Annotated in this window: 18 protein-coding genes; 1 reads left to right on the top strand and 17 read right to left on the bottom strand. The window is 64.8% G+C overall.

From position 1 onward, the window contains the following. Positions 1-64: 64 nt before the first annotated feature. From ACFWHR_RS10675 to ACFWHR_RS10595, 17 genes are all read right to left on the bottom strand, one after another. A complete protein-coding gene (locus ACFWHR_RS10675; RefSeq protein ID WP_382448289.1) occupies positions 65-358 on the bottom strand; it encodes a YggT family protein in 294 nt (97 codons plus the stop codon). A 2-nt stretch (positions 359-360) separates the two neighbouring features. Beyond that, complete coding sequence (locus ACFWHR_RS10670) at positions 361-858, bottom strand: cell division protein SepF (protein WP_382448288.1); 498 nt, start codon at positions 856-858, stop codon at positions 361-363. 30 nt (positions 859-888) lie between these two features. After that, positions 889-1,602, bottom strand: coding sequence for a YggS family pyridoxal phosphate-dependent enzyme (locus ACFWHR_RS10665; RefSeq protein ID WP_382448287.1), 714 nt, complete (start codon positions 1,600-1,602; stop codon positions 889-891). 5 nt (positions 1,603-1,607) lie between these two features. Further along, positions 1,608-2,846: a cell division protein FtsZ gene (gene ftsZ / locus ACFWHR_RS10660; protein WP_382448286.1), complete on the bottom strand. Its 1,239-nt coding sequence runs from the start codon at positions 2,844-2,846 to the stop codon at positions 1,608-1,610. A gap of 166 nt (positions 2,847-3,012) precedes the next feature. Further along, the gene (locus ACFWHR_RS10655) at positions 3,013-4,209 is read right to left on the bottom strand and encodes an FtsQ-type POTRA domain-containing protein (RefSeq protein ID WP_382448285.1); all 1,197 of its coding nucleotides are present in this window, start codon (positions 4,207-4,209) and stop codon (positions 3,013-3,015) included. Beyond that, on the bottom strand, positions 4,206-5,627 hold the full coding sequence (gene murC, locus ACFWHR_RS10650; RefSeq protein WP_382448284.1) for a UDP-N-acetylmuramate--L-alanine ligase: 1,422 nt from the start codon (positions 5,625-5,627) through the stop codon (positions 4,206-4,208). The genes ACFWHR_RS10655 and murC overlap by 4 nt, the downstream gene beginning before the upstream one ends. Before the next feature lie 42 nt (positions 5,628-5,669). After that, positions 5,670-6,740, bottom strand: coding sequence for a glycosyltransferase (locus tag ACFWHR_RS10645; RefSeq protein ID WP_382448283.1), 1,071 nt, complete (start codon positions 6,738-6,740; stop codon positions 5,670-5,672). Next, on the bottom strand, positions 6,737-7,864 hold the full coding sequence (gene ftsW / locus ACFWHR_RS10640; protein ID WP_382448282.1) for a putative lipid II flippase FtsW: 1,128 nt from the start codon (positions 7,862-7,864) through the stop codon (positions 6,737-6,739). The genes ACFWHR_RS10645 and ftsW overlap by 4 nt, the downstream gene beginning before the upstream one ends. 68 nt (positions 7,865-7,932) lie before the next feature. Next, a complete protein-coding gene (murD, locus tag ACFWHR_RS10635) occupies positions 7,933-9,453 on the bottom strand; it encodes a UDP-N-acetylmuramoyl-L-alanine--D-glutamate ligase (RefSeq protein ID WP_382448702.1) in 1,521 nt (506 codons plus the stop codon). Further along, complete coding sequence (mraY, locus tag ACFWHR_RS10630) at positions 9,453-10,541, bottom strand: phospho-N-acetylmuramoyl-pentapeptide-transferase (protein WP_382448281.1); 1,089 nt, start codon at positions 10,539-10,541, stop codon at positions 9,453-9,455. Before mraY ends, murD begins: the two co-directional genes overlap by 1 nt. Further along, a complete protein-coding gene (gene murF, locus ACFWHR_RS10625) occupies positions 10,538-11,947 on the bottom strand; it encodes a UDP-N-acetylmuramoyl-tripeptide--D-alanyl-D-alanine ligase (protein ID WP_382448280.1) in 1,410 nt (469 codons plus the stop codon). Before murF ends, mraY begins: the two co-directional genes overlap by 4 nt. Further along, positions 11,944-13,500: a Mur ligase family protein gene (locus ACFWHR_RS10620; protein ID WP_382448279.1), complete on the bottom strand. Its 1,557-nt coding sequence runs from the start codon at positions 13,498-13,500 to the stop codon at positions 11,944-11,946. Before ACFWHR_RS10620 ends, murF begins: the two co-directional genes overlap by 4 nt. Positions 13,501-13,523: 23 nt before the next feature. Beyond that, positions 13,524-15,320 carry a peptidoglycan D,D-transpeptidase FtsI family protein gene (locus tag ACFWHR_RS10615; protein WP_382448278.1) on the bottom strand — a complete coding sequence of 599 codons (1,797 nt, stop codon included), beginning with the start codon at positions 15,318-15,320 and terminating at the stop codon, positions 13,524-13,526. Positions 15,321-15,348: 28 nt separating this feature from the next. After that, positions 15,349-15,948: a hypothetical protein gene (locus ACFWHR_RS10610; RefSeq protein ID WP_382448277.1), complete on the bottom strand. Its 600-nt coding sequence runs from the start codon at positions 15,946-15,948 to the stop codon at positions 15,349-15,351. Further along, on the bottom strand, positions 15,945-16,928 hold the full coding sequence (gene rsmH, locus ACFWHR_RS10605) for a 16S rRNA (cytosine(1402)-N(4))-methyltransferase RsmH (protein WP_382448276.1): 984 nt from the start codon (positions 16,926-16,928) through the stop codon (positions 15,945-15,947). The genes ACFWHR_RS10610 and rsmH overlap by 4 nt, the downstream gene beginning before the upstream one ends. A 12-nt stretch (positions 16,929-16,940) precedes the next feature. Further along, complete coding sequence (gene mraZ, locus ACFWHR_RS10600; protein WP_382448275.1) at positions 16,941-17,372, bottom strand: division/cell wall cluster transcriptional repressor MraZ; 432 nt, start codon at positions 17,370-17,372, stop codon at positions 16,941-16,943. Positions 17,373-17,761: 389 nt separating this feature from the next. Next, positions 17,762-18,148: a DUF3040 domain-containing protein gene (locus tag ACFWHR_RS10595; protein WP_382448274.1), complete on the bottom strand. Its 387-nt coding sequence runs from the start codon at positions 18,146-18,148 to the stop codon at positions 17,762-17,764. Positions 18,149-18,220: 72 nt separating this feature from the next. On the opposite strand from ACFWHR_RS10595, the gene ACFWHR_RS10590 reads away from it, so the two are divergent. Next, positions 18,221-19,321 carry a polyprenyl synthetase family protein gene (locus ACFWHR_RS10590; protein ID WP_382448273.1) on the top strand — a complete coding sequence of 367 codons (1,101 nt, stop codon included), beginning with the start codon at positions 18,221-18,223 and terminating at the stop codon, positions 19,319-19,321. The last annotated feature ends 4 nt before the right edge of the window (positions 19,322-19,325 follow it).

Here is a 19,325-nt window from a genome sequence, read left to right as displayed (position 1 = left end):
ACTGACGTGGTCTAGAACAACGCTAGCAAATAAATTCAGGTTCGCGCAGTCGAGTCGGGGTCGGTTACCACGCTGACAATATCGCGATAAGGATCCAACAGGCGATCATTGTCAGCATCCAGCCAAGATCCAATGCGACTTGCCCGAGCCGGATGGGCGGGAAAACCTTACGGAACATACGGATAGGAGGGTCTGTGATGGTGTACACGAACTCCACCAAAACGGCCCAGAATCCCCGCGGGCGGAAATTCCGATTGAGCACCGTGATCCAGTCGAGCACGAACCGGGCCCAGAGCACAAACGTGTAGATCCTGAGAGCCAGCCGGAGGATGAAGGCGATCGCTGCGACGATCTCCACACTCAGGCCGACGGAGCGACGAAGAACGAACCGCTGTCGTTCTTCTGAGAGTTATCGCTACCCGACTCGATGTGCTCGGGTGACAGCAGGAATACCTTGCTGGTGACGCGCTCGATACGACCGTTCAGGCCCATGGTGAGGCCGCTCGCGAAATCAATCAATCGCTTCGCGTCGCTATCGGTCATGCGAGAAACATTCACGATGACGGGGATACCGTCACGGAAACTCTCAGCGATCACCCGCGCGTCAGAGTACGCGGTTGGGTGTACCGTCAAAATCTCATTCATCGGCTGGGCCGAAGGCTGACGCGTCGGGGTTACCCGGCGCAACGGTGTGACCGGTGCACGCTGGGCGGTTGCCCGCGCGGCTTCCGGCTTCGGTGCCGGTGCGGACTGCGCAGCACGCGGGGCTGCCGGCTGCGCCGACTCGGTGTTCTGGGCGTCGAGGTCTTCCTCGGCGAGGCCCAGGAACACCATGGTCTTCTTCAGCGGGTTGCTCATGTTTTCTCCCAACGGTGCGGTGGTTCGAGACTACCGGGGCTCCGGGCGTTTCCCGGTGATTGCGCTGCCGATTCTGAGGTGTGTCGCGCCCGCAGCAATGGCTTCTCGGTAGTCGTGGGTCATGCCAGCGGAGATCGCGACGGCGTCCGGCGCGATCGCGCGGACGCGGTCAGAGTAGGTGGCTAAGCGAGCGAAGGCGGCGGCTGGCGGTTCCTCGAGAGGCGCGACCGCCATCACGCCGCGCAACCGCAGCGAGGGGGCGGCGAGCGCGTGTTCCGCGAGACGCTCAAGCTCGGCGGGCGCAACTCCACCACGGGCGGGATCGTCGGTCATGTTGACCTGCAGAAACACGTCAACCGGTCTGTCAACGTCGGCAATAGCGTCGACCAATCGCTCGCGATCAATCGAGTGAATCGCGTGCGAATAGCGAGCTGCCTGCCGAGCTTTCTTCGTCTGTAGCTGGCCGATAAAGTGCCACCTGAGCTCGAGCGCCGCCAGCTCCTCGGCCTTGTGCTGCGCCTCCTGATGCCGGTTCTCCCCCACGTCGCGCACCCCGAGCTCAGCGAGAGCTGCGACGAGGCTTGCGGGGTGGAACTTCGTGACGACAATCAGGGTGACGTCCGTTGAGCTGCGACCGGCATCGCGGCACGCATCCGCAACGCCGGACTTCACGAGTTCGAGCCGTTCACCGAGCCCGGGATACGCCGGCGCCACTGACGCACTCGATTCGCGCGACTCTGACACGGAAATTACCTCAGGAATTCGGGAATGTCGAGATCATCGTCATCGTCACCGTCGAAGGCGGGATCCGAAATCTGCGCCTCGACGGGCGGGTTCGACAGCACCTCGCCGAACTGGCCGGTAGCCGGGTTCTTCGATCCTGCCTCGCTCGCCGAACCGAATCCGCCGTAGCCTGATCCCGTATTAGCGGCCGCACCGGCACCGACAGCAGCAGCTCCGGCCGCTGGCTCAGCAACCTGGTCGAGGCTCTCGACGTGGCTGCCGCGGCGGCCACGCTCGGGCGAGACCACGGGAGCCGGGGTCTCGTCGTCGAATCCGGCCGCGATCACCGTGACGCGCACCTCGTCGCCGAGGGTGTCATCGATCACGGTACCGAAGATGATGTTTGCCTCTGGGTGCACGACATCCTGCACGAGGGTCGAAGCCTCGTAGATCTCACTCAGCGCGAGGTTTGACGAACCCTGGATCGAGAGCAGCACGCCGTGCGCGCCCTCGACGGAGGCCTCGAGCAGCGGCGACGCGACAGCAAGCTCTGCTGCCTTGATGGCGCGATCGGCGCCGCGAGCGGAACCAATGCCCATCAGCGCGGCTCCAGCGCCCTGCATCACGGATTTCACGTCGGCAAAGTCGAGGTTAATGAGGCCGGGGGTAGTGATCAGGTCAGTGATACCCGAAACACCCGCGAGCAACACCTGATCGGCTGCCGCAAACGCCTCGATCATGCTGATGCCCGGCTCGCTGATATCGAGGAGGCGGTCGTTCGGAACGACGATGAGCGTGTCGACGGCCTCGCGCAGGGTGTGCACACCCGAGTCGGCCTGTGCGGCGCGGCGCTTGCCCTCGAAGCTGAACGGCCGGGTCACAACGCCGATGGTCAGCGCACCGATCGACTTTGCAATGCGTGCCACCACAGGGGCAGCGCCGGTGCCGGTGCCGCCACCCTCGCCCGCGGTCACGAAGACCATATCCGCGCCAGCGAGGGCTTCTTCAATCTCTTCTGCGTGATCTTCGGCAGCTCGGCGACCGACCTCGGGATCAGCGCCAGCGCCCAGGCCCCTGGTCAGTTCGCGTCCCACGTCCAGCTTGACGTCAGCGTCGCTGAGCAGCAACGCCTGCGCATCGGTATTGACGGCGATGAATTCGACACCGCGCAACCCGAGCTCAATCATGCGGTTGACGGCGTTTACGCCGCCGCCGCCGACGCCGACGACCTTGATCACTGCAAGGTAGTTCTGGTTCGCTGACACGTGGTTCCTCCGCCCCTAACCTTCAACCTCTAGTTCAAGTTAAAAGTTAGTATTGCCGTATACATTTCCTGCGCCCAACCGTATGGTGCGCACGGGCATCGCCGGGCCAGACACGCCGCGACGCGGGCGAAAGTTCGCTGCGCGAACGCGAACTTCGGCCTCGCGGCTACTCGTAGACCGGGGCCTCGGTCGACGAAACATCAATGCGGGTGATGGGCTGGCCTGCGAGGGAGGTCAAAATCGATTGCAGCACGACGGCCTTTCGTCGGCTGTCGTCCGCCTCCCCCCAGAGCACGGTAATGCCGCTGTCAAGCGTGAAGGTGACATCCTGCGCACTCGTCGCCGTTGCGGTGGTGATCTGCTTGCGCAGATCAACGGGCATGTCACGCAGCGCGCGGGACGCGGATCGGAACGCCGCGGAACCCAGGTCGGTGAGCGCACCTTCTCCGGTCGGCACCCCCGCGGGGGCATCCTTCACGGAGCCGAGCAATACACCCGCTGCGTCATAGAGCGAAACGCCGTCGGCTCCCGGCACAGAGATCACGGGCACCCGCTCTTCAATCTTGACCACGAGCGTGTGCGGCGGCACGCGCTCGACGGCATAGCGCTGAATCAGAGGGAACGGCTCAAGTGCGCGGTGCACCTCAGCATCGTCAACGAGAGCAAGAGGCGTCCCGTCAAACCGATTGAGCGCTGCCTGCACAGCAGCGGCGTCCACGCTCTTCGCTCCAACCACCTGAACCTCGCGCACCGCCATGAGCGGTGTGAACACGCCAGCTCCGACGAACAGCATCAGCGCCGCAACGGCCGAGATCACAATGATCCACTGCCGTCTGCGCCCGCGAGACTCAGCCGAGAATCTCCGCCGCTCACGGCGCTCCTGTTGTTTCCGCTGCTTCGCCGCCTTCGCCAAGCGGCGCTCGGCGACACGCACTGCATCTTCGTCATCGCCTCGAAAGCGGTCGAGCACGGAAGACTTTCGCTGTTCAAGAGCACTCAAGTCGACGGTCGGGTGCTCGTCGGCGGGAGAGACCCCCTCGACGCTCGATCCGCGCGCTGCTCGCACGTCACTCAGATCAACCGTCGGAGCAAGCGGGGCATCATCTGCTGTGTCGTCAATTGCGTCGGCCTGCTGCGCATCCAAGGTCTCAGCCTCGTCACCGTCTGCCGTGCTCCCGGCAGGCGACGTGCGCCGCGTCGCCCGGCTCAGCCGGGCACGCCACACTGAGTCGTCGCCGAGTGCGTTCTCCGCTGCCTGCGCGCCTCGATCGCCGACTGGCGTCGCATTTTGGCCACGCGGAAGTGGCTCCGGCTCCGGGCGAGGCGGCTCAGCACCCCGGTCGAAACCGTTCGGGCGTTTCACCGCGCCTCTGGCTCGAACCGGCCGCGCAGCGCTTCGACCACCTGCGGAATGATGCGATACACCGTACCGCAGCTCATCGTCACCATCACGTCACCCGGTCGGGCAATACCCGCGAGATACGCGGCGGCATCTTCCCACTCAGGCACGTACGCCACGTGATCGGCGTCGACAAAGTCGTTCGACACAAGCGCGCCGGTCACCTCGGGCACGGGGTCCTCACGCGCACCGTCGACGGCGAGCACCACAGTGTGATCGGCTCCCCGTTCAAGCACCTCCGCGAACTCACGATGAAACATGCGCGTCCGGCTGTATAGGTGCGGTTGGTGAATGGCAATGAGTCGCCCCTCTCCGACCACCGCGCGCGCCGAGTCGAGCAGTGCCGCGACCTCGGTCGGATGATGCGCATAGTCGTCATAGACGCGCACTCCCCCTACCTCGGCGTGGAACTCGAAGCGCCGCTTCGTGCCGCCGAACTCTGCGATTGCGGCCAGCGCGGCCGCTGGCTCGAATCCGAGGCCGGTCAGCACGGCGAGCGCGCCGACGGCGTTCACCGCGTTGTGCGTACCGTACACAGCAAGCTGCGCGTCGTACCGCGCACCGTCGATCTCAACGGCGAACCGCACGGGACCGGAGTCATCAATGTCAACGATGCGGACGTCTGCGTCAGCGCCCACCCCGAAGGTGCGCACCGGTGCGTGATCGCCGCGCTGCCGCAGCGACGCCAATACCTCGCGCGCGCCGGGGTCGTCGACAGAGATCACAATCTGCTCACGGGCACCAGCCATGAAGTCGACGAACGCCTCCATGAATGCCTCACGCGAGCCGTAGAAATCAAGGTGTTCGGGGTCGACGTTCGTGACGAGCGCGACCGCCGTGTCATAGAGCAAGAAAGACTTGTCAGACTCGTCCGCTTCGATCACGAAGAGATCATCGGCCCCGGGTCCCGAACTCACGCCGAGAGACTCAATGATGCCGCCGTTCACGAACGACGGATCAGCACCGAGCCCGAGCAGTCCGGTCACGATCATGCCTGTCGACGTTGTCTTGCCGTGTGCCCCGGCGACGGAGACGACACGCTTGCCCCGGGCGAGCCACGCGAGCGCCTGCGAGCGATGCAACACGGGCAACCCGCGCTCGAGTGCCAGCTGATACTCCGGGTTGTCTGTCCAGAGTGCCCCGGTCACTACGAGCGTGTCGGCGTCACCAACGTTGGCAGCGTCGTGCCCAATGCTGACGCGAATACCAAGCTCAGTCAGTGCTTCGGTGGAGTAGTTTGCGCTGCGATCAGAGCCGGTCACTGTCACGCCGGCCTGGTGCATCATGCGCGCGATACCGCTCATGCCCGAGCCGCCGATACCGACGAAATGGACCTGCCCGAGTTCCTCGGGGATCTCCAGTTCGAGATCGGGATAAATCATGGCGCCTCCTCAGCACGAATCGACAGTCAAGCGTACCGCGAGTTACCGCAGCGCCTCCCGCACAAAGTCCAGCAGTCGCTCGGTCCCGTCGAGCGAACCAGCTGACCGCGCTCGTTCACCCATGTCACGCAAGCGAGCATCATCGGTGAGCAATGGAATGAGCGTCTGGCGCACCCACTCCGGCGTGAGATCCTGGTCAGCAACGAGCACGGCGCCGCCCGCCTCCACGACTCCAGCGGCATTGAACCGCTGTTCCCCATTGCCTACCGCGTACGGCACGAGCACTGCGGGAATGCCCAGACCAGCAAGCTCGCTGACCGTCGTTGACCCAGCGCGAGACACCGCAAGATCGCACGCTGCGAACGCGAGATCCATCCGGTCGCAGTAGGGAAGGACGATGTATCCGGGCACGCCCGGATCTTCGAGCTCGGTGAGCCCTCCCCAGACGTGCAACACCTGCAGGCCCGCATCGACGAGTTCGCGGGCGGAGCCCGAAATACCTCGGTTGAGCGCGCGGGCTCCGAGCGATCCGCCAGTGACGAGCAGCGTACGGCGGGCCGGGTCAAGCCCAAAGTGCGTGCGTGCGTCGGCGCGTAGCGCTGCGCGATCTAGACCGGTGATTTCGGGACGCAGCGGCATCCCGGTCACGCGGGCACCCGCGATGGGGGTGCCAGCGAACGTCACGGCGACGTGCGGCGTGCTCCGCGCCCCGAGACGGTTCGCCATGCCAGGCTTCGCGTTCGCCTCATGAATCACCACGGGGATGCCCTGCTTCGCTCCTGCACGATAGGCAGGAGCCGAGGCGTAGCCTCCGAAGCCGACGACGACGTCGATGTTCCGATCCACAATTAACGTGCGTCCCTGGCGCACGGCCCGGGCGAAGCGCGCCGGAAACCGGAGTGCCGCGAGGTTCGGCCTGCGTGGGAAGGGCAAGCGTTCAATGTGCACGAGTTCGTATCCGCGTTCTGGCACCAGGCGCGCCTCGAGCCCCTCACGGGTGCCGAGCACAACGATTGACGCGTCGGGCTCCTCTTGGCGGATCAGGTCAGCCAGCGCGATCAGTGGATTCACATGGCCGGCGGTTCCCCCGCCAGCGAGCAAGTAGTTCGTCATGCCTGTCCGATTTCTTCCTGATACTTCGCCGCATCGCGCGCGATTGAAATGACGACGCCGATCGCGACGAGACACGCGATGAGGGCAGTGCCGCCCGAGCTGATGAGCGGCAGCGGGACGCCGAGAACCGGAAGCACGCCCACCACCACACCGATGTTCACGAATGCCTGGCCCACGATCCAGACCAGAATGCCACCGACGACCGCCCGCGCGAATCGATCGCGAGCGCGCGTAATGAGGCGCAGCATGACGACGGTGAGCACGATGAACAACACGACGACGAGCATTGCCCCAATGAGGCCAAGCTCCTCGCCAATGATCGCAAAGATGTAGTCATTGTCGGCCGCGGGCAACCACGACCACTTCGCCTTCGAGTTACCGAGCCCCACGCCGAAGAAACCGCCGCCGGCGAGCGCCCAAAGGCCATGAGTGGCTTGCCAGTCGATGCCGCTGTAGTCATCGGTACCACCAGCGTGGCTGAGCAAGCGAGCCATTCGGTTCGGGCTCGAAATCACGAAGAATGCAACGGCGAGGGCCGCCCCGAGCGCAGTTACGCCCAGGGTCTTCCAACTGATTCCCCCGAAGAACATTGCGCCGAACACGAGGGCGGCCATGATGAGCACGGTGCCGAGGTCGCGACCGAGCAACACAACGCCGAGCGCGATCAGCGAGCCAGGGATGATGATCGGGATGAGCTCGTGACGCATCTGCCCGAGCAGCGGCTCCTTGCGCTGCAGCACGGCGCCCACCCACACCACGAGCGCGAGCTTCAAGGCCTCCGATGGCTGGGCCGTAATAGATCCGAGCTGAATCCAGTTGCGGTTGCCGTAAATTTCGACGCCGAGCGGGGTGAACACGAGTAGCTGCAACACGATGCCAACGAAGAAGAACACCCAGGCGTAACGCTTCCAGAACGCCACCGGCATCGCCGCGGCAACGAGCATCAGCGGGATGCCGATGACGGCGAAGATGACCTGCCGCCAGAAGCCGCCAAAGAACCCCTCGTCAGCGAGATACGACGTGATCGACGACGACGAAAGCACCATGATCAGGCCGAAGCCGACGAGCAGCAGCGTCACGGTGTAGAGAGCGACGACCGTGCGATCTGAGCCAGGGCGCAGCATGCCACCCAGGCGAATCAACGCCTGAACGGGCGCCCTGCCTGGCTCGCGTTCACCTGTGCGCGCAGCCATCACTCCAGCTCTCGAACGGCGGCCTGGAAGCGCCGGCCGCGGTCACCGTAGCCCGTGAACTGGTCGAGGGACGCAGCCGCTGGCGACAGCAGCACGGTGTCGCCCGCCTGCCCGATTTCGAGGGCGCGGGCAACTGCCGCGGGCATCACTCCGTCGACCCCGACGGCCGCGTGGTCGATCTCGACCACCGGTCGCTCGCCGAGGTGTTCACGGAGCGCAGCGAGCACCGGCTCACGGTCGATCCCGATCACGACAGCGCCGCGCAGGCGGATGGCGTGGGCGCGCACGAGCTCGTCAATGTCGACACCCTTGAGCTGCCCACCCAGTATCCATACCACGTCGTGCATGGCTCGCAGTGATGCGTCAGCCGCGTGCGCGTTCGTCGCCTTTGAGTCGTCGATCCACACGAGACCACGCACGTCGCCGAGCAACTGGGCGCGGTGCGGATCGGGCTGAAAGCTCAGAATCGCGCGGGCAATCTCTGCGGGCTCCACGCCGCGCGAGCGCGCGAGGGCGCTGGCAGCGAGCACATTTTGCACCATGTGCGGAGCCGCAAGACCACGCTCGGCGAGCTCGTCGACGGTCACGAGTTCGTAGGCTTCCGTGCCCCGCTCAGCATGGAAGCCGCGGTCGACGAGGATTCCCTCGACGATGCCGAATCCGCTCGGCGGCGGGGTGTCGAGACCGAAGCTGATGGCACGGGCGCCCTCGACTACATCAGCCTCCTCGACCATTCGCTCGGTGGCCGAGTCGGCGCGGTTATAGACGCACGCGACCTGCGTGTGCTCGTACACCTTCGCCTTCGCGGCACGGTACGCTTCTGCGCTCCCGTGCCAATCAAGATGGTCATCTGCGATGTTCAGGCAGGCGCTCGCATACGGAGAGATCTCGCCCAGTCGATCGAGCTGAAAACTCGACAGCTCGACCACGACGGCGTCGTACCCCTGCGGATCGCGCATCGCGTCGAGAATCGGTGTGCCGATGTTGCCTGCGGGCGTCACTCGCAACCCGCCAGCGGTCAGCATGTGCGCGGTGAGCTGCGTCGTCGTGGTCTTGCCGTTGGTGCCGGTGATGCAGATCCAGTCGGCGATCCGACCCGTCTTGTCTCGCAACCGCCATCCGAGCTCAATATCACCCCAGACCGTGATGCCCCGCCCCTTGGCCCACGTGGTGAGTGGGTGGTCCGGCCGGTATCCGGGTGAGACGACGACCAGTTCAGGATCAAACTCTTCGAGGTCGGCGAGTTGCGCTGCGTTGTCCGCCGCGGCGAACCGCTCGGCGCCGATGACGTCGAGCAGTTGTTCACGCTCCTCGTCGGGCGCGCCGTAAATCACGCGTACCCGTGACCCCAGCTCCACGAGCGTGTCGGCGACAGAAAATCCGGTGACGCCGAGTCCCAGCACAGCGACGCGCAGGCCAGTCCAGTCGTGGTGCCAACTGGTGAGCGCGTCGACACGGTCTGCGACGAGCTTTGCGTAAATTGCGGCCTCTGCGCCGGTGCCGTTCACGTCTGCTCCCATCACGGCTGCTGCAGCAACCATTCGCCGTAGAAGGCACCCACACCGGCAATCACGAAGAGTGCGGCAATAATCCAGAACCGCACCACCACAGTGACCTCGGCCCAACCCTTGAGCTCGAAGTGGTGATGAATGGGACTCATCAGGAAGATTCGCTTGCCATGCGTGACCTTGAAGTACAGCCGCTGCACGATCACAGAGCCGGTCTCGATGATGAAGAGCCCGCCGATCAAAATGAGGAGAACTTCGGTGCGGCTGAGAATCGCGAGGGCGGCGATCGCGCCGCCGATACCCATCGAACCGGTATCGCCCATGAAAACGTGAGCGGGGTTGGTGTTCCACCACAGAAACCCACCGACGCCGCCGAGGAAGGCCGCCGCAATCACCGCGAGATCCATCGGATCACGCACCTCGTAGCAGCCGGCCTCGGACGCAGTGCTGACGCAGCTCTGCGCTGCCTGCCAGAATCCGATGACGAGATACGCGCCGAACGCAAAGATTGCGGCGCCGGCCGCCAGGCCGTCCAAGCCGTCGGTGACGTTGACGGCGTTCGTCGTGGCCGTCACGATGACCATCACCCAAATGACAACGAGGCCGATGCCGATGATCGGACCGAAGGTCATGAAATCGAACGGGAGGTCCCTGAACACCGAGATGTGCGTCGACACGGGCGTGATACCTGCCGCGTTGGCGAACTGGATACCCAGCAGCGCGAACGACACCGCGATGACCACCTGGCCGACGATCTTCGCCCAGCCGCCGAGACCGGCCGAGGCCTGCTGGCGGGTCTTCATGAAGTCGTCGATGAAGCCGACGAGGCCAGCGCCCACAGCCATCAGAATGACGAGGAGGGCCGAAGGCGACGGCTGCTCCCCCATCACGAGCTTGCCGACGAAGTAGGCAATGACCGAACCGGAAAGGAAGATCAGGCCACCCATGGTGGGGGTGCCGCGTTTCACCTCGTGCTCTTTCGGGCCGTCGACGCGAATGGGCTGCCCCCACCGCAGACGGTTGAAGCCACGCACAAAGAGCGGCGTCAGCAGCAGCGAGTACAGCAGCGAAAAGCCACCCGCGATCAACAGCGCGATCATGCGTGCGCCTCCCCGAGCCGGTCGCCGAGTCGTTGCAGACCGGCGGCGTTCGACGACTTCACGAGCACTGTATCGTCAGGCTGGAGGGTCTCGCTCAGGTACTCGAACGCTTCGTCCTGGGTCTCGAAGAACTTACTCTCGCCATCCCAGGCGCCCTCGTTGATCGCGCTGATGTGCAGCTGCCGGGCTTCGGTCCCGACTACGACGAGCTCGGAAATACGCAGGCGCACGGCCTGCAGGCCGATGCGACGATGCTCTTCAATTGAATACTCACCGAGTTCGCTCATTGCGCCAAGCACGGCGACCGAGCGGCCGTTGGGTTTGCGAATCTGGGCGAGAGTCCGCAGCGCGGCGCTCATCGAATCGGGGCTCGCATTGTAGGCATCGTTAATGATGGTGATGCCGTCGCGACCGCCCAGCACCTCCATGCGGCCGGGGGCCGCGAGCGTCGCGGCTTCGAGCGTCTCGACGATTTCGCTGAGCGGCAACCCGAGCGCGCGGCCAATGGCGGCAGCGGCGAGAGCGTTCATCACGTGGTGTTCGCCCAGCACGTGGAAGCTGACGGGAAGCGATTCGCCATCTGCATGGATCGTGAAGCGAGTGTCGGTGGCCGACGATTCGATGTCGGTGGCGCGCACGTCGGCCGAGTCGCTCAGGCCGAACCAGTGCACCTGGGCGCGTGTCAGCTCCTGCATCTTCGCCACGCGCGGATCATCGCGGTTCAGTACCGCAATAGCGGTCTCGGGTAAGTCCCGCACCATTTCGCTCTTCGTGCGGAACGTGGTCTCTATCCCGCCGAACTCACCGGCGTGGGCGAGCCCTACGGTCAGCACGACGCCAATGTGCGGCGGGGCCATCGCGGTCAATCGGGCGATCTCGCCCTCGGCGCTCGCGCCCATCTCTGCGACGAGCGTGCGGGTATCGGCTGCAACCCGCAGCATCGTCAGCGGTCCGCCGACCTCGTTGTTGAATGATTTTGCCGAAGCGACGGTGGCACCGATACGCTCCGCCATCGCGGCGACGAGATTCTTCGTGGTTGTCTTGCCGTTCGAGCCGGTGATTCCGACGATCGTCAGGTTGCCCGCGTCGCGTACACGGCGAACGACCTCGGTCGCGAGGGCACCGAGCGCGACAGTGCTGTCGTCGACAACGATCTGCGCGACGCGGTCATCGACCTTGCGCTCGACGACCAGCGCTGCGGCACCGGCGTCAACCGCGCGGTCGGCAAAGTTGTGGCCGTCCGTCTCTTCTCCTTCGCGAGCGAAGAAGATCTGGCCGGGTGCGACCTCGCGGGAGTCCGTCTGCGACTCTCCAGCGACAATCGTCTCGGGCCCCGATCCGTCGGCCCCAGGAATCAAGCGACCGCGGATGGCGGTCGCGATTTCGGCCAGTGTTAGTGCAATCACGGGAGCAATCCTGCCTCGCGGAGGGCACCGCGCACTTCGTCACGCGCCGAGTACGGAAGAAACTGTCCGGCGACTTCTTGGTGATCCTCGTGTCCGGGACCGGCATACAGAATAACGTCACCGGGACCCGCCAGTGAAATAGCGCGGCGAACCGCGGCGCGCGGGTCTGCCTCCTCGATGACCTCGGCGTGGTTGGCCGAGCGCGCGCCCGCGAGCAGTTGCGCGCGAATCGCCTCCGGGGGTTCTGAGCGCGGGTGGTAGTCGCAAATAATGACGGTGTCTGCACCCGCCCCCGCGATCCTGCCCATTTCTTCACGCTTCGTCGTGTCGCGATCGCCGTCGGCGCCAAACATAAAAATGATCTTGCCGGGCGCGACCTCGCCGAGAGCGTCAAGCATCGCCTCAAATGCGCCGGGCGTGTGACCGTAATCGACGTAGAAGCGGGGTCCAGCGCTGCCCGGCTCGGTGATCTGCTCGAGCCGTCCGGGAATGAACACCGGAATACGTCCGCGATCGAGCCCGGCCGACACCTGATCCAGAGAGATACCGGCCTCGTGCAGCATGATGAGCGAGAGCGCAGCGTTCTCTGCCATGAACTTGCCGAACAGCGGAACGCTGCCTCGGAAGTGCGCGCCAGCGGGCCCCTGCAACACGAACGATACCCCGTCGAGCCCCTGATGCGTCACTGCGAGGTGCCAATCGGCGCCCTGCCCGTACTCCGTTGCGAGACGGGTAACGGGAATGCGCGACTCGCGCGCAATGCGCTGACCCCAGGAAGAATCAACCACGACGACACCGCGCTCTGCGTGCTCTGGCGCGAACAACGCGAGCTTCGCGGCGAAGTACGTTTCGAGGTCCCCGAACTCGTCGAGATGATCCTGCGAGAAGTTGTTGAACGCCACCACGTCGAAGTGCAGACCGTCCAGACGATGGCGCACGACCGCTTGAGCGGAGACCTCGATGGCAACACCCTCAACGCCGACCTCGGCCATGCGCGCGAGCAGACCGTGCAACTCTGAGGCCTCGGGGCTCGTGAGGTTGCTCACAATCACCTCGTCGCCGATGCGGCGCTCGGCGGTAGAGCTCAGCCCCGCGGTGATGCCGGCGGCCCGCAGCAGCTCGGCGATGATGTAAACGATGCTCGTCTTGCCGTTCGTCCCTGTGACTCCGAACGTCTTCGCGGTGAAGTCGGCGGTGCCGTACACGACAGATGCGACATCGCCGAGGATCTCGCGGGGGTGCTTCTCAGACACGAGTACCGGAAGGGCAACGCCCGCCTCTGCGGCGATCCGTTCACCGGCGGCATCGGTCAGCATGGCAACCGCGCCGAGCGCGGCCGCCTGCGCCGCGAAATCCGCGCCGTGGCGCTTCGCACCTGGCACGCCGAAGTACAGATCTCCTGGGCGCACATCGCGAGAGTCCAGAGACACACCGGTGGCAGACAGGCCCGGGGGAACCGCGGCCGCGCGCACTGCGAACCGCTCGACGAGCACATCAAGCGGAACGGGAACGGGCTGGTGCGGGCGAATGCTCAAGGCATCTCCGGTACTCACGACTGTGGGCCTCCTGGGCGTGTTTAGTATTCGGTGGGGAGCGGCTGGAACTCCCCCGTGGACGGCGGTATGTGGAATGTGCGGATCGTCGCTTCCGCGACTGACCGGAATGCGGTGAGCGCTGCGACGCCGCCATCTCCCGACGTCGGGAACGCAATCGATGCTACCGCGACGTACTGGGGATCGTCGGCCGGGAAGATCCCCGCGAACGAGTGCACGTAGTCGGTGCGATAGAGCCCGGTCGCCGGGTCGACCTGCTCGGCGGTACCGGTCTTCCCGGCGATGCGGTAACCGGGAATCGCGATGAGGTCCTTGAACCAACCCTCGGTGGTCACCGTTTCGAGCATCGCCATGACCTCTGCGGAGGTCTCCTTCGAGACGGCCTTCACCTTGTCGCCGTGGTCGGGAGTCGTTTTCGTGCCGTCGGCGGCAACGCAGTCTTTCACGATGCTCGGCGGCACGCGCACACCCTGATTCGCGATCGTCTGGTAGACCCCAGCGGTCTGCACAACCGTTGACGACAGCCCCTGGCCGAACATCGTGTTGTACGAGGTCTGGCGGTCCCACTGGTCCGGCGGGTACAGCAAGCCGGCATCTTCTGCGGGCATGCCAGCTTCCGTCGCCGTGCCGATGCCGAACTTCCGCAGGTAGTCGTAGCGAACCTCGGGGCTGAGCTGGTTGCCGAGCATCGACGTGCCGACGTTGGACGACTGGGTGAGGATACCCGTGAGCGTCCACGGCATATCGGGGTGGTTGAACGCGTCACCGAACCGCACGCCCGGCTCCGGCTCAAGGTAATCGGGGGTCAGATTCTGCGACAGCGGCGTCGACACCCCTTGATCAATGAGCGCAGATGCCGTGATGGTCTTGAAGGTCGAGCCGGGCTCGTAGGGCGATGTGAAGGATCGCGCTTCGCGCTTGGCGGGGTCAGACGCGTCCACATCATTGGGGTCGACCGAACCGTCCTCGGCAACGGCGACGAGTTCGCCGGTCTTGGCGTTTATCACGGTCAGGTATCCGTAGGCGGCGCCCACAGACTGCACCTGCTGATTAATGGCCTGCTGCGCCTCCCACTGCAGGTCGCGGTCGATGGTGAGTTCAACGGTGCCGCCGTCTTTCACCTTGCGCGTGACAACGACACTGCCGGGAAGTGGCACGCCGTCTTCGCTGCGCTCGTAGGTCTCGGTGCCGTCGACGCCGGTGAGGCACGTGTCTTGCGACAGTTCAACGCCGGCCTGCGGCACGTCGTCTTGCCCGGAGAAGCCGATGATGTTGCCGCCGACGGCGCCGTTCGGGTATGTGCGCGTGTGCTTGCTCTCGAACGTGAGCCACGGGATCTCGAGCGCTTTCAGCGCGTTGAGCTGAGTCAGGTCGATCGAGCGCTTGACGTACGCGAAGTCGGACTTCGGATTGTCTGCGAGCGCGTCGTCGACCAGCTTTTGAATGTCTTCGGCGCTCTGGCCGGTGATCTCGCCGATCTCGCCGAACGCCTGCTTCGCGGTCACCTCTACAGTTCCCACCCCGCGGTCGAGGTCGGCTCGATAGAAGACTCCCTTATTCAGCTTCGTGTTTTTCGGAGAGAGCTGCACGTCGTAGCGCTCATCCGTCGTGGCGAGCACCTCGCCGTCGCGGTCGACGATGTCGCCGCGCACGCTCGGAATCGCGACGGGCACCGCGCGCTTGTCTTTGGCGTCCTCGTTCAGCGCGGCGGCCGACACAACCTGCACATCAACGAGCCGAACCAGGAAGACGATCGAGGCGATAATGATGATGCCGAGCGCGATAGCTCGGCGCAGCGACGAGCCGCGCAAACTGATCATCCGATTCCTCCCGGAGCTTCGCAGCCGCCTAGTGCGTGTCGGGGGCCGGCAGCTTGCCCGTCCACCGTACCGGCGGTTTCATGTCTGCGGCCTGAGCCCCCGCGGCCTGTCCGGTGTTCCGCGGCACCAACAGGCCAGCGGCGTCGACGACGGGCATGCTCTCGAGGGTCGCGTTGGGAATCAGGTTGCCCGAGGCTGCCGTGGTCTCCGACTGCAACGCGCCGAGCACGGCGCCGTCGCTGAGCCTCAGTGTCGCCGGTCGCGAGTTCTGCACCATGCCGAGAGCCGCGGCATTTTCCGCGAGGTTCTGAGGCGATGCGAGCTTGTCGACGTTTTGTGACAGCACACGTTCCACGCGCCCGAGGTCGCGCTGCTCGACCTCGAGGGCGCGAGACTCGTACGCGCCCTGCGAGATCGCGATGCTGAGCCCGAGCTGAGTCGCGAAAATCGCGAGTACGACGCCGACCGCGATGAGCGCCCCCATCAGAGGGCTGCGCTTCGCGCGCTGCGCCGGTCGCGCGTTCGGGACCGGGCGCAGGTGACGGTCGGGCTGCGAGACATCAGGCAGGCCCGCGGGCGCTCCCCGAAGCGCCGATGCGTCAAAATTCATCGGAAGCGTGGTGCTCATCGCACGTCCCTCACTCGTTCGGCGGCGCGGAGCCGCACAGGGATCGCCCGCGGATTGCGGGCGCGTTCAGCATCGTCAGCGAGTTCGGCGCCGCGGGTCAGCAGGCGGAACTCGGGGCGGTGCTCGGGAAGCTCGACTGGCAAGCCAGCCGGGGCAGTCGAAGCGACGCGGCGCGCGAATTCACGCTTCACGAAGCGATCTTCGAGCGATTGGTACGACATGATGACGGCGCGGCCGTCGACCTTCAGTAGATCGAGCGCCGCCGGAATCGCGCGTTCAAGAACGGCCAGCTCAGCGTTGACCTCGATACGCAGGGCCTGAAAGACGCGCTTGGCCGGGTGCCGCTGATCGCGCACGGCGGCCGGCGTCGCCGTTTGCAGCACGTCGACGAGCTGACCGCTGCGCAGAATTGGCTCCTCGGCGCGGGCGGCGACAATAGCGCGAGCGTATCGCCCGGCCAGCGGTTCCTCGCCGTAGCGCTCGAAGATGGCCCGCAGGCGCCCTTCGGGTGCGACCGCAATCACATCCGCTGCCGTCTCACCGCTGCTCTGGTCCATGCGCATGTCGAGCGGCGCGTCTTTCGCGTAGGCAAATCCGCGGTCTGCCTCGTCGAGCTGCAACGATGACACGCCGAGGTCAAAGAGCACACCATCGATGCGCGAGAAACCGCTCTCGGTGACGGCGCGTTCGATGTCGTCGTAGACCGCGTGCACGCGAATGGCGCGGTCGCCGAAGCGGGCCAGGCGCGATCCGGCGAGTTCAAGCGCCTCGGTATCGCGGTCAAGACCAATGATCGTGAGATTCGGGAACCGCTCAAGCAGCGCCTCGCTGTGACCCCCCATGCCGAGAGTCGCATCAACGATCACCGGGGTTTCGCCCAGGGCAACCGCCTCCGCCACCGGCGCGAGCAGTTCGATGCAGCGTTCGAGCAGCACTGGCGTGTGCAGGGCGCTCGGATCGCGTGAGTTGTCGTGTGTCATAGGGATACCGGGCTAGAACATGCCCGGAATCACCTCCTCCTCGATTTCGGAGAACGCTGCTTCCTGCGCCGCCAGGTAGGTCTGCCAAGCTTCCGCATCCCAGATCTCCGCGCGCGAACCAGCGCCAATGACGGCGAGTTCACGGTCGAGCCCCGCGTATTCGCGGAGGTTCTGCGGGATGGTGATGCGGCTCTGCTTGTCGGGTGTTTCGGGGTGCGCCCCGGAAAGAAAAACGCGGAGGTAGTTGCGTGCCTGCTTCGAAGCGAGCGGAGCGTGACGCACGCGGTCGTGCATCTCGGCGAACTCGGTCTCGCTGAACACGTAGAGGCAGCGCTCCTGGCCGCGGGTGATCACGAGGCCGTCGGCGAGTTCGTCACGGAACTTCGAGGGGAGGATCAGCCGACCCTTTTCGTCGAGTCGCGGCGTGAAGGTGCCCAGAAACAATGGGACCTCCTTTCGCTGACTCGTCCCCGAATCCCAGTTTACTCCACTTTCCTCCACTTCACTGGACGCGGACACCACTTTATTCCCGCTTCGGCCACATTTCGCATGATTGCGGGAGCGATTGACGTGTCCGATCGGGAGAGCCAGCGCCCTGGCCGCCTCAGTGCGCGACCGACCCAGTGCACCACTTCCCCGCGTTGATGCGGATTTCAGCCCGCCATGACCACCGTGGGCTCCCAGGTGGAGCAAAGTGGAGCGAGTTTGAAGTGAAACTGCGTCTCTCCCACGAAGGTGTGCAGTAAAGCGAATTCGCTGTGAACTACGCGCACAAAAAAGGCGCCGAGCGAAACGCTCGACGCCTGTCTATTCAGGGGGTGTAGATGGGAGGGTTACCGCTCTCCACCCATTCGCTGGTCCCAGCGGCGCTCCATGCGCTCACTAAATGATTCGCGCGGTGCACGAGAGGACTTGGGATCTGAGCCGGCTGACGTGATGTCTTCAACGGTGAGGGTGTCAGCGGAGCGACGCGACAGCATCAGCATGACGCCGCCGAGCATCACTGCGAAAGCGATGAGGCCCAGCCACAGCTGCTGCGCGGCCACGCCCGCGACGAGCACACCGATACCGATGACGACCACAACGATACCGAGCACCAGCGACCGGAGATTGAGGCGGCGATGCTGCGAGGGACCCGCCTGCATCACGTCTGCTTCGCTCTGGTAGAAGCCGCGCTCCATCTCGTCAAGCAACCGCTGTTCGTGTTCTGACAGCGCCATGACGACCTCCCGGCTCAGTGAAAACTATATACACGTCAGTCTACGACCCGTTGCCGTGAGTAGGCTAGGCGCGTGGAAGAAACGACGCGACTCGCAGGCCTCGTACAGGAGCGCATCAGCGACATTCTCGATCAGCATCGCAGCCAGGTTGAGCCGCTCGGCACCGATATTCTGCCTCTGCTCGACGAGGCCGAGCGCTTCCTCTCCGGAGGCAAGCGGTTCCGCGCGCAGTTCGCTGTGCTTGGTTTTCGGTCGGTGCGTGAACTTGACCTCACCGACAGCGTCGAGGGCTTGGGTGACGCGGTGCTTGATGCCGCCTGTGCACTCGAGTTCTTTCACGCCGCGGCACTCATTCACGATGACATCATCGACCGCTCCGACACTCGCCGCGGGCGCCCGGCTACGCACCGCGCGTTCGAACGTATCCACGCCGATGGCCAGTGGATGGGTTCGTCCGAGCACTTCGGTGTCGCTGGAGCAATTTTGCTCGGCGACCTTTTGCAGTCTTGGGCAGACGAGCTCATGCACGCAGCATGCTCAGCAATCGCGGACACCGATGCGGCGCAGTCGGCCCGCACGCACTTCAATCGCATGCGCAGCGAGGTAGCGCTTGGCCAGTATCTCGACGTGCTCGAAGAACAACAGCCGGTGTTCGCGGCGCACGACGTCCAGCTCGAACGCTCTACACGCGTACTCGTCTACAAATCGGCAAAGTACAGCGTCGAAGCGCCCCTGCTTATTGGCGCAGCGCTCGCGGGCGCAGACGATCAGCAAGAGCAGGCACTGCGCAATTACGGACTGCCGATCGGGGTCGCGTTTCAGCTCCGCGACGACCTGCTCGGCGTCTTCGGAGATGCTTCGGTGACCGGCAAGCCCACCGGAGACGACCTCGTTGAGGGCAAGCGAACTGTACTCGTGACGCTTGCGCGCGAGAACCTGCCCAACACGCAGCGACGCATCTTCGACGACCTACTCGGCAACGATCTCGATGGCGAGCAGGTCGCCATCTTGCAGCGCACCATCCGCGAAAGTGGCGCAGTTGATCAGGTCGAAGCGATGATCGCGCGGAATGTCGAACGCGCAATCTCGTCTCTCAGCGGGTCTCCGCTGCGGCGCGACGCGAGTGACGCGCTCACACGCTTGGCGGATCGCGCCTCTCGCCGCGATTTCTAATCGC

This window comes from Leucobacter sp. NPDC058333 (genome assembly GCF_042726155.1).
Classification (GTDB): Bacteria; Actinomycetota; Actinomycetes; order Actinomycetales; family Microbacteriaceae; genus Leucobacter.
Note: the sequence above shows the minus strand (reverse complement) of the source record. Positions and strands in the feature narration are given on the sequence as shown.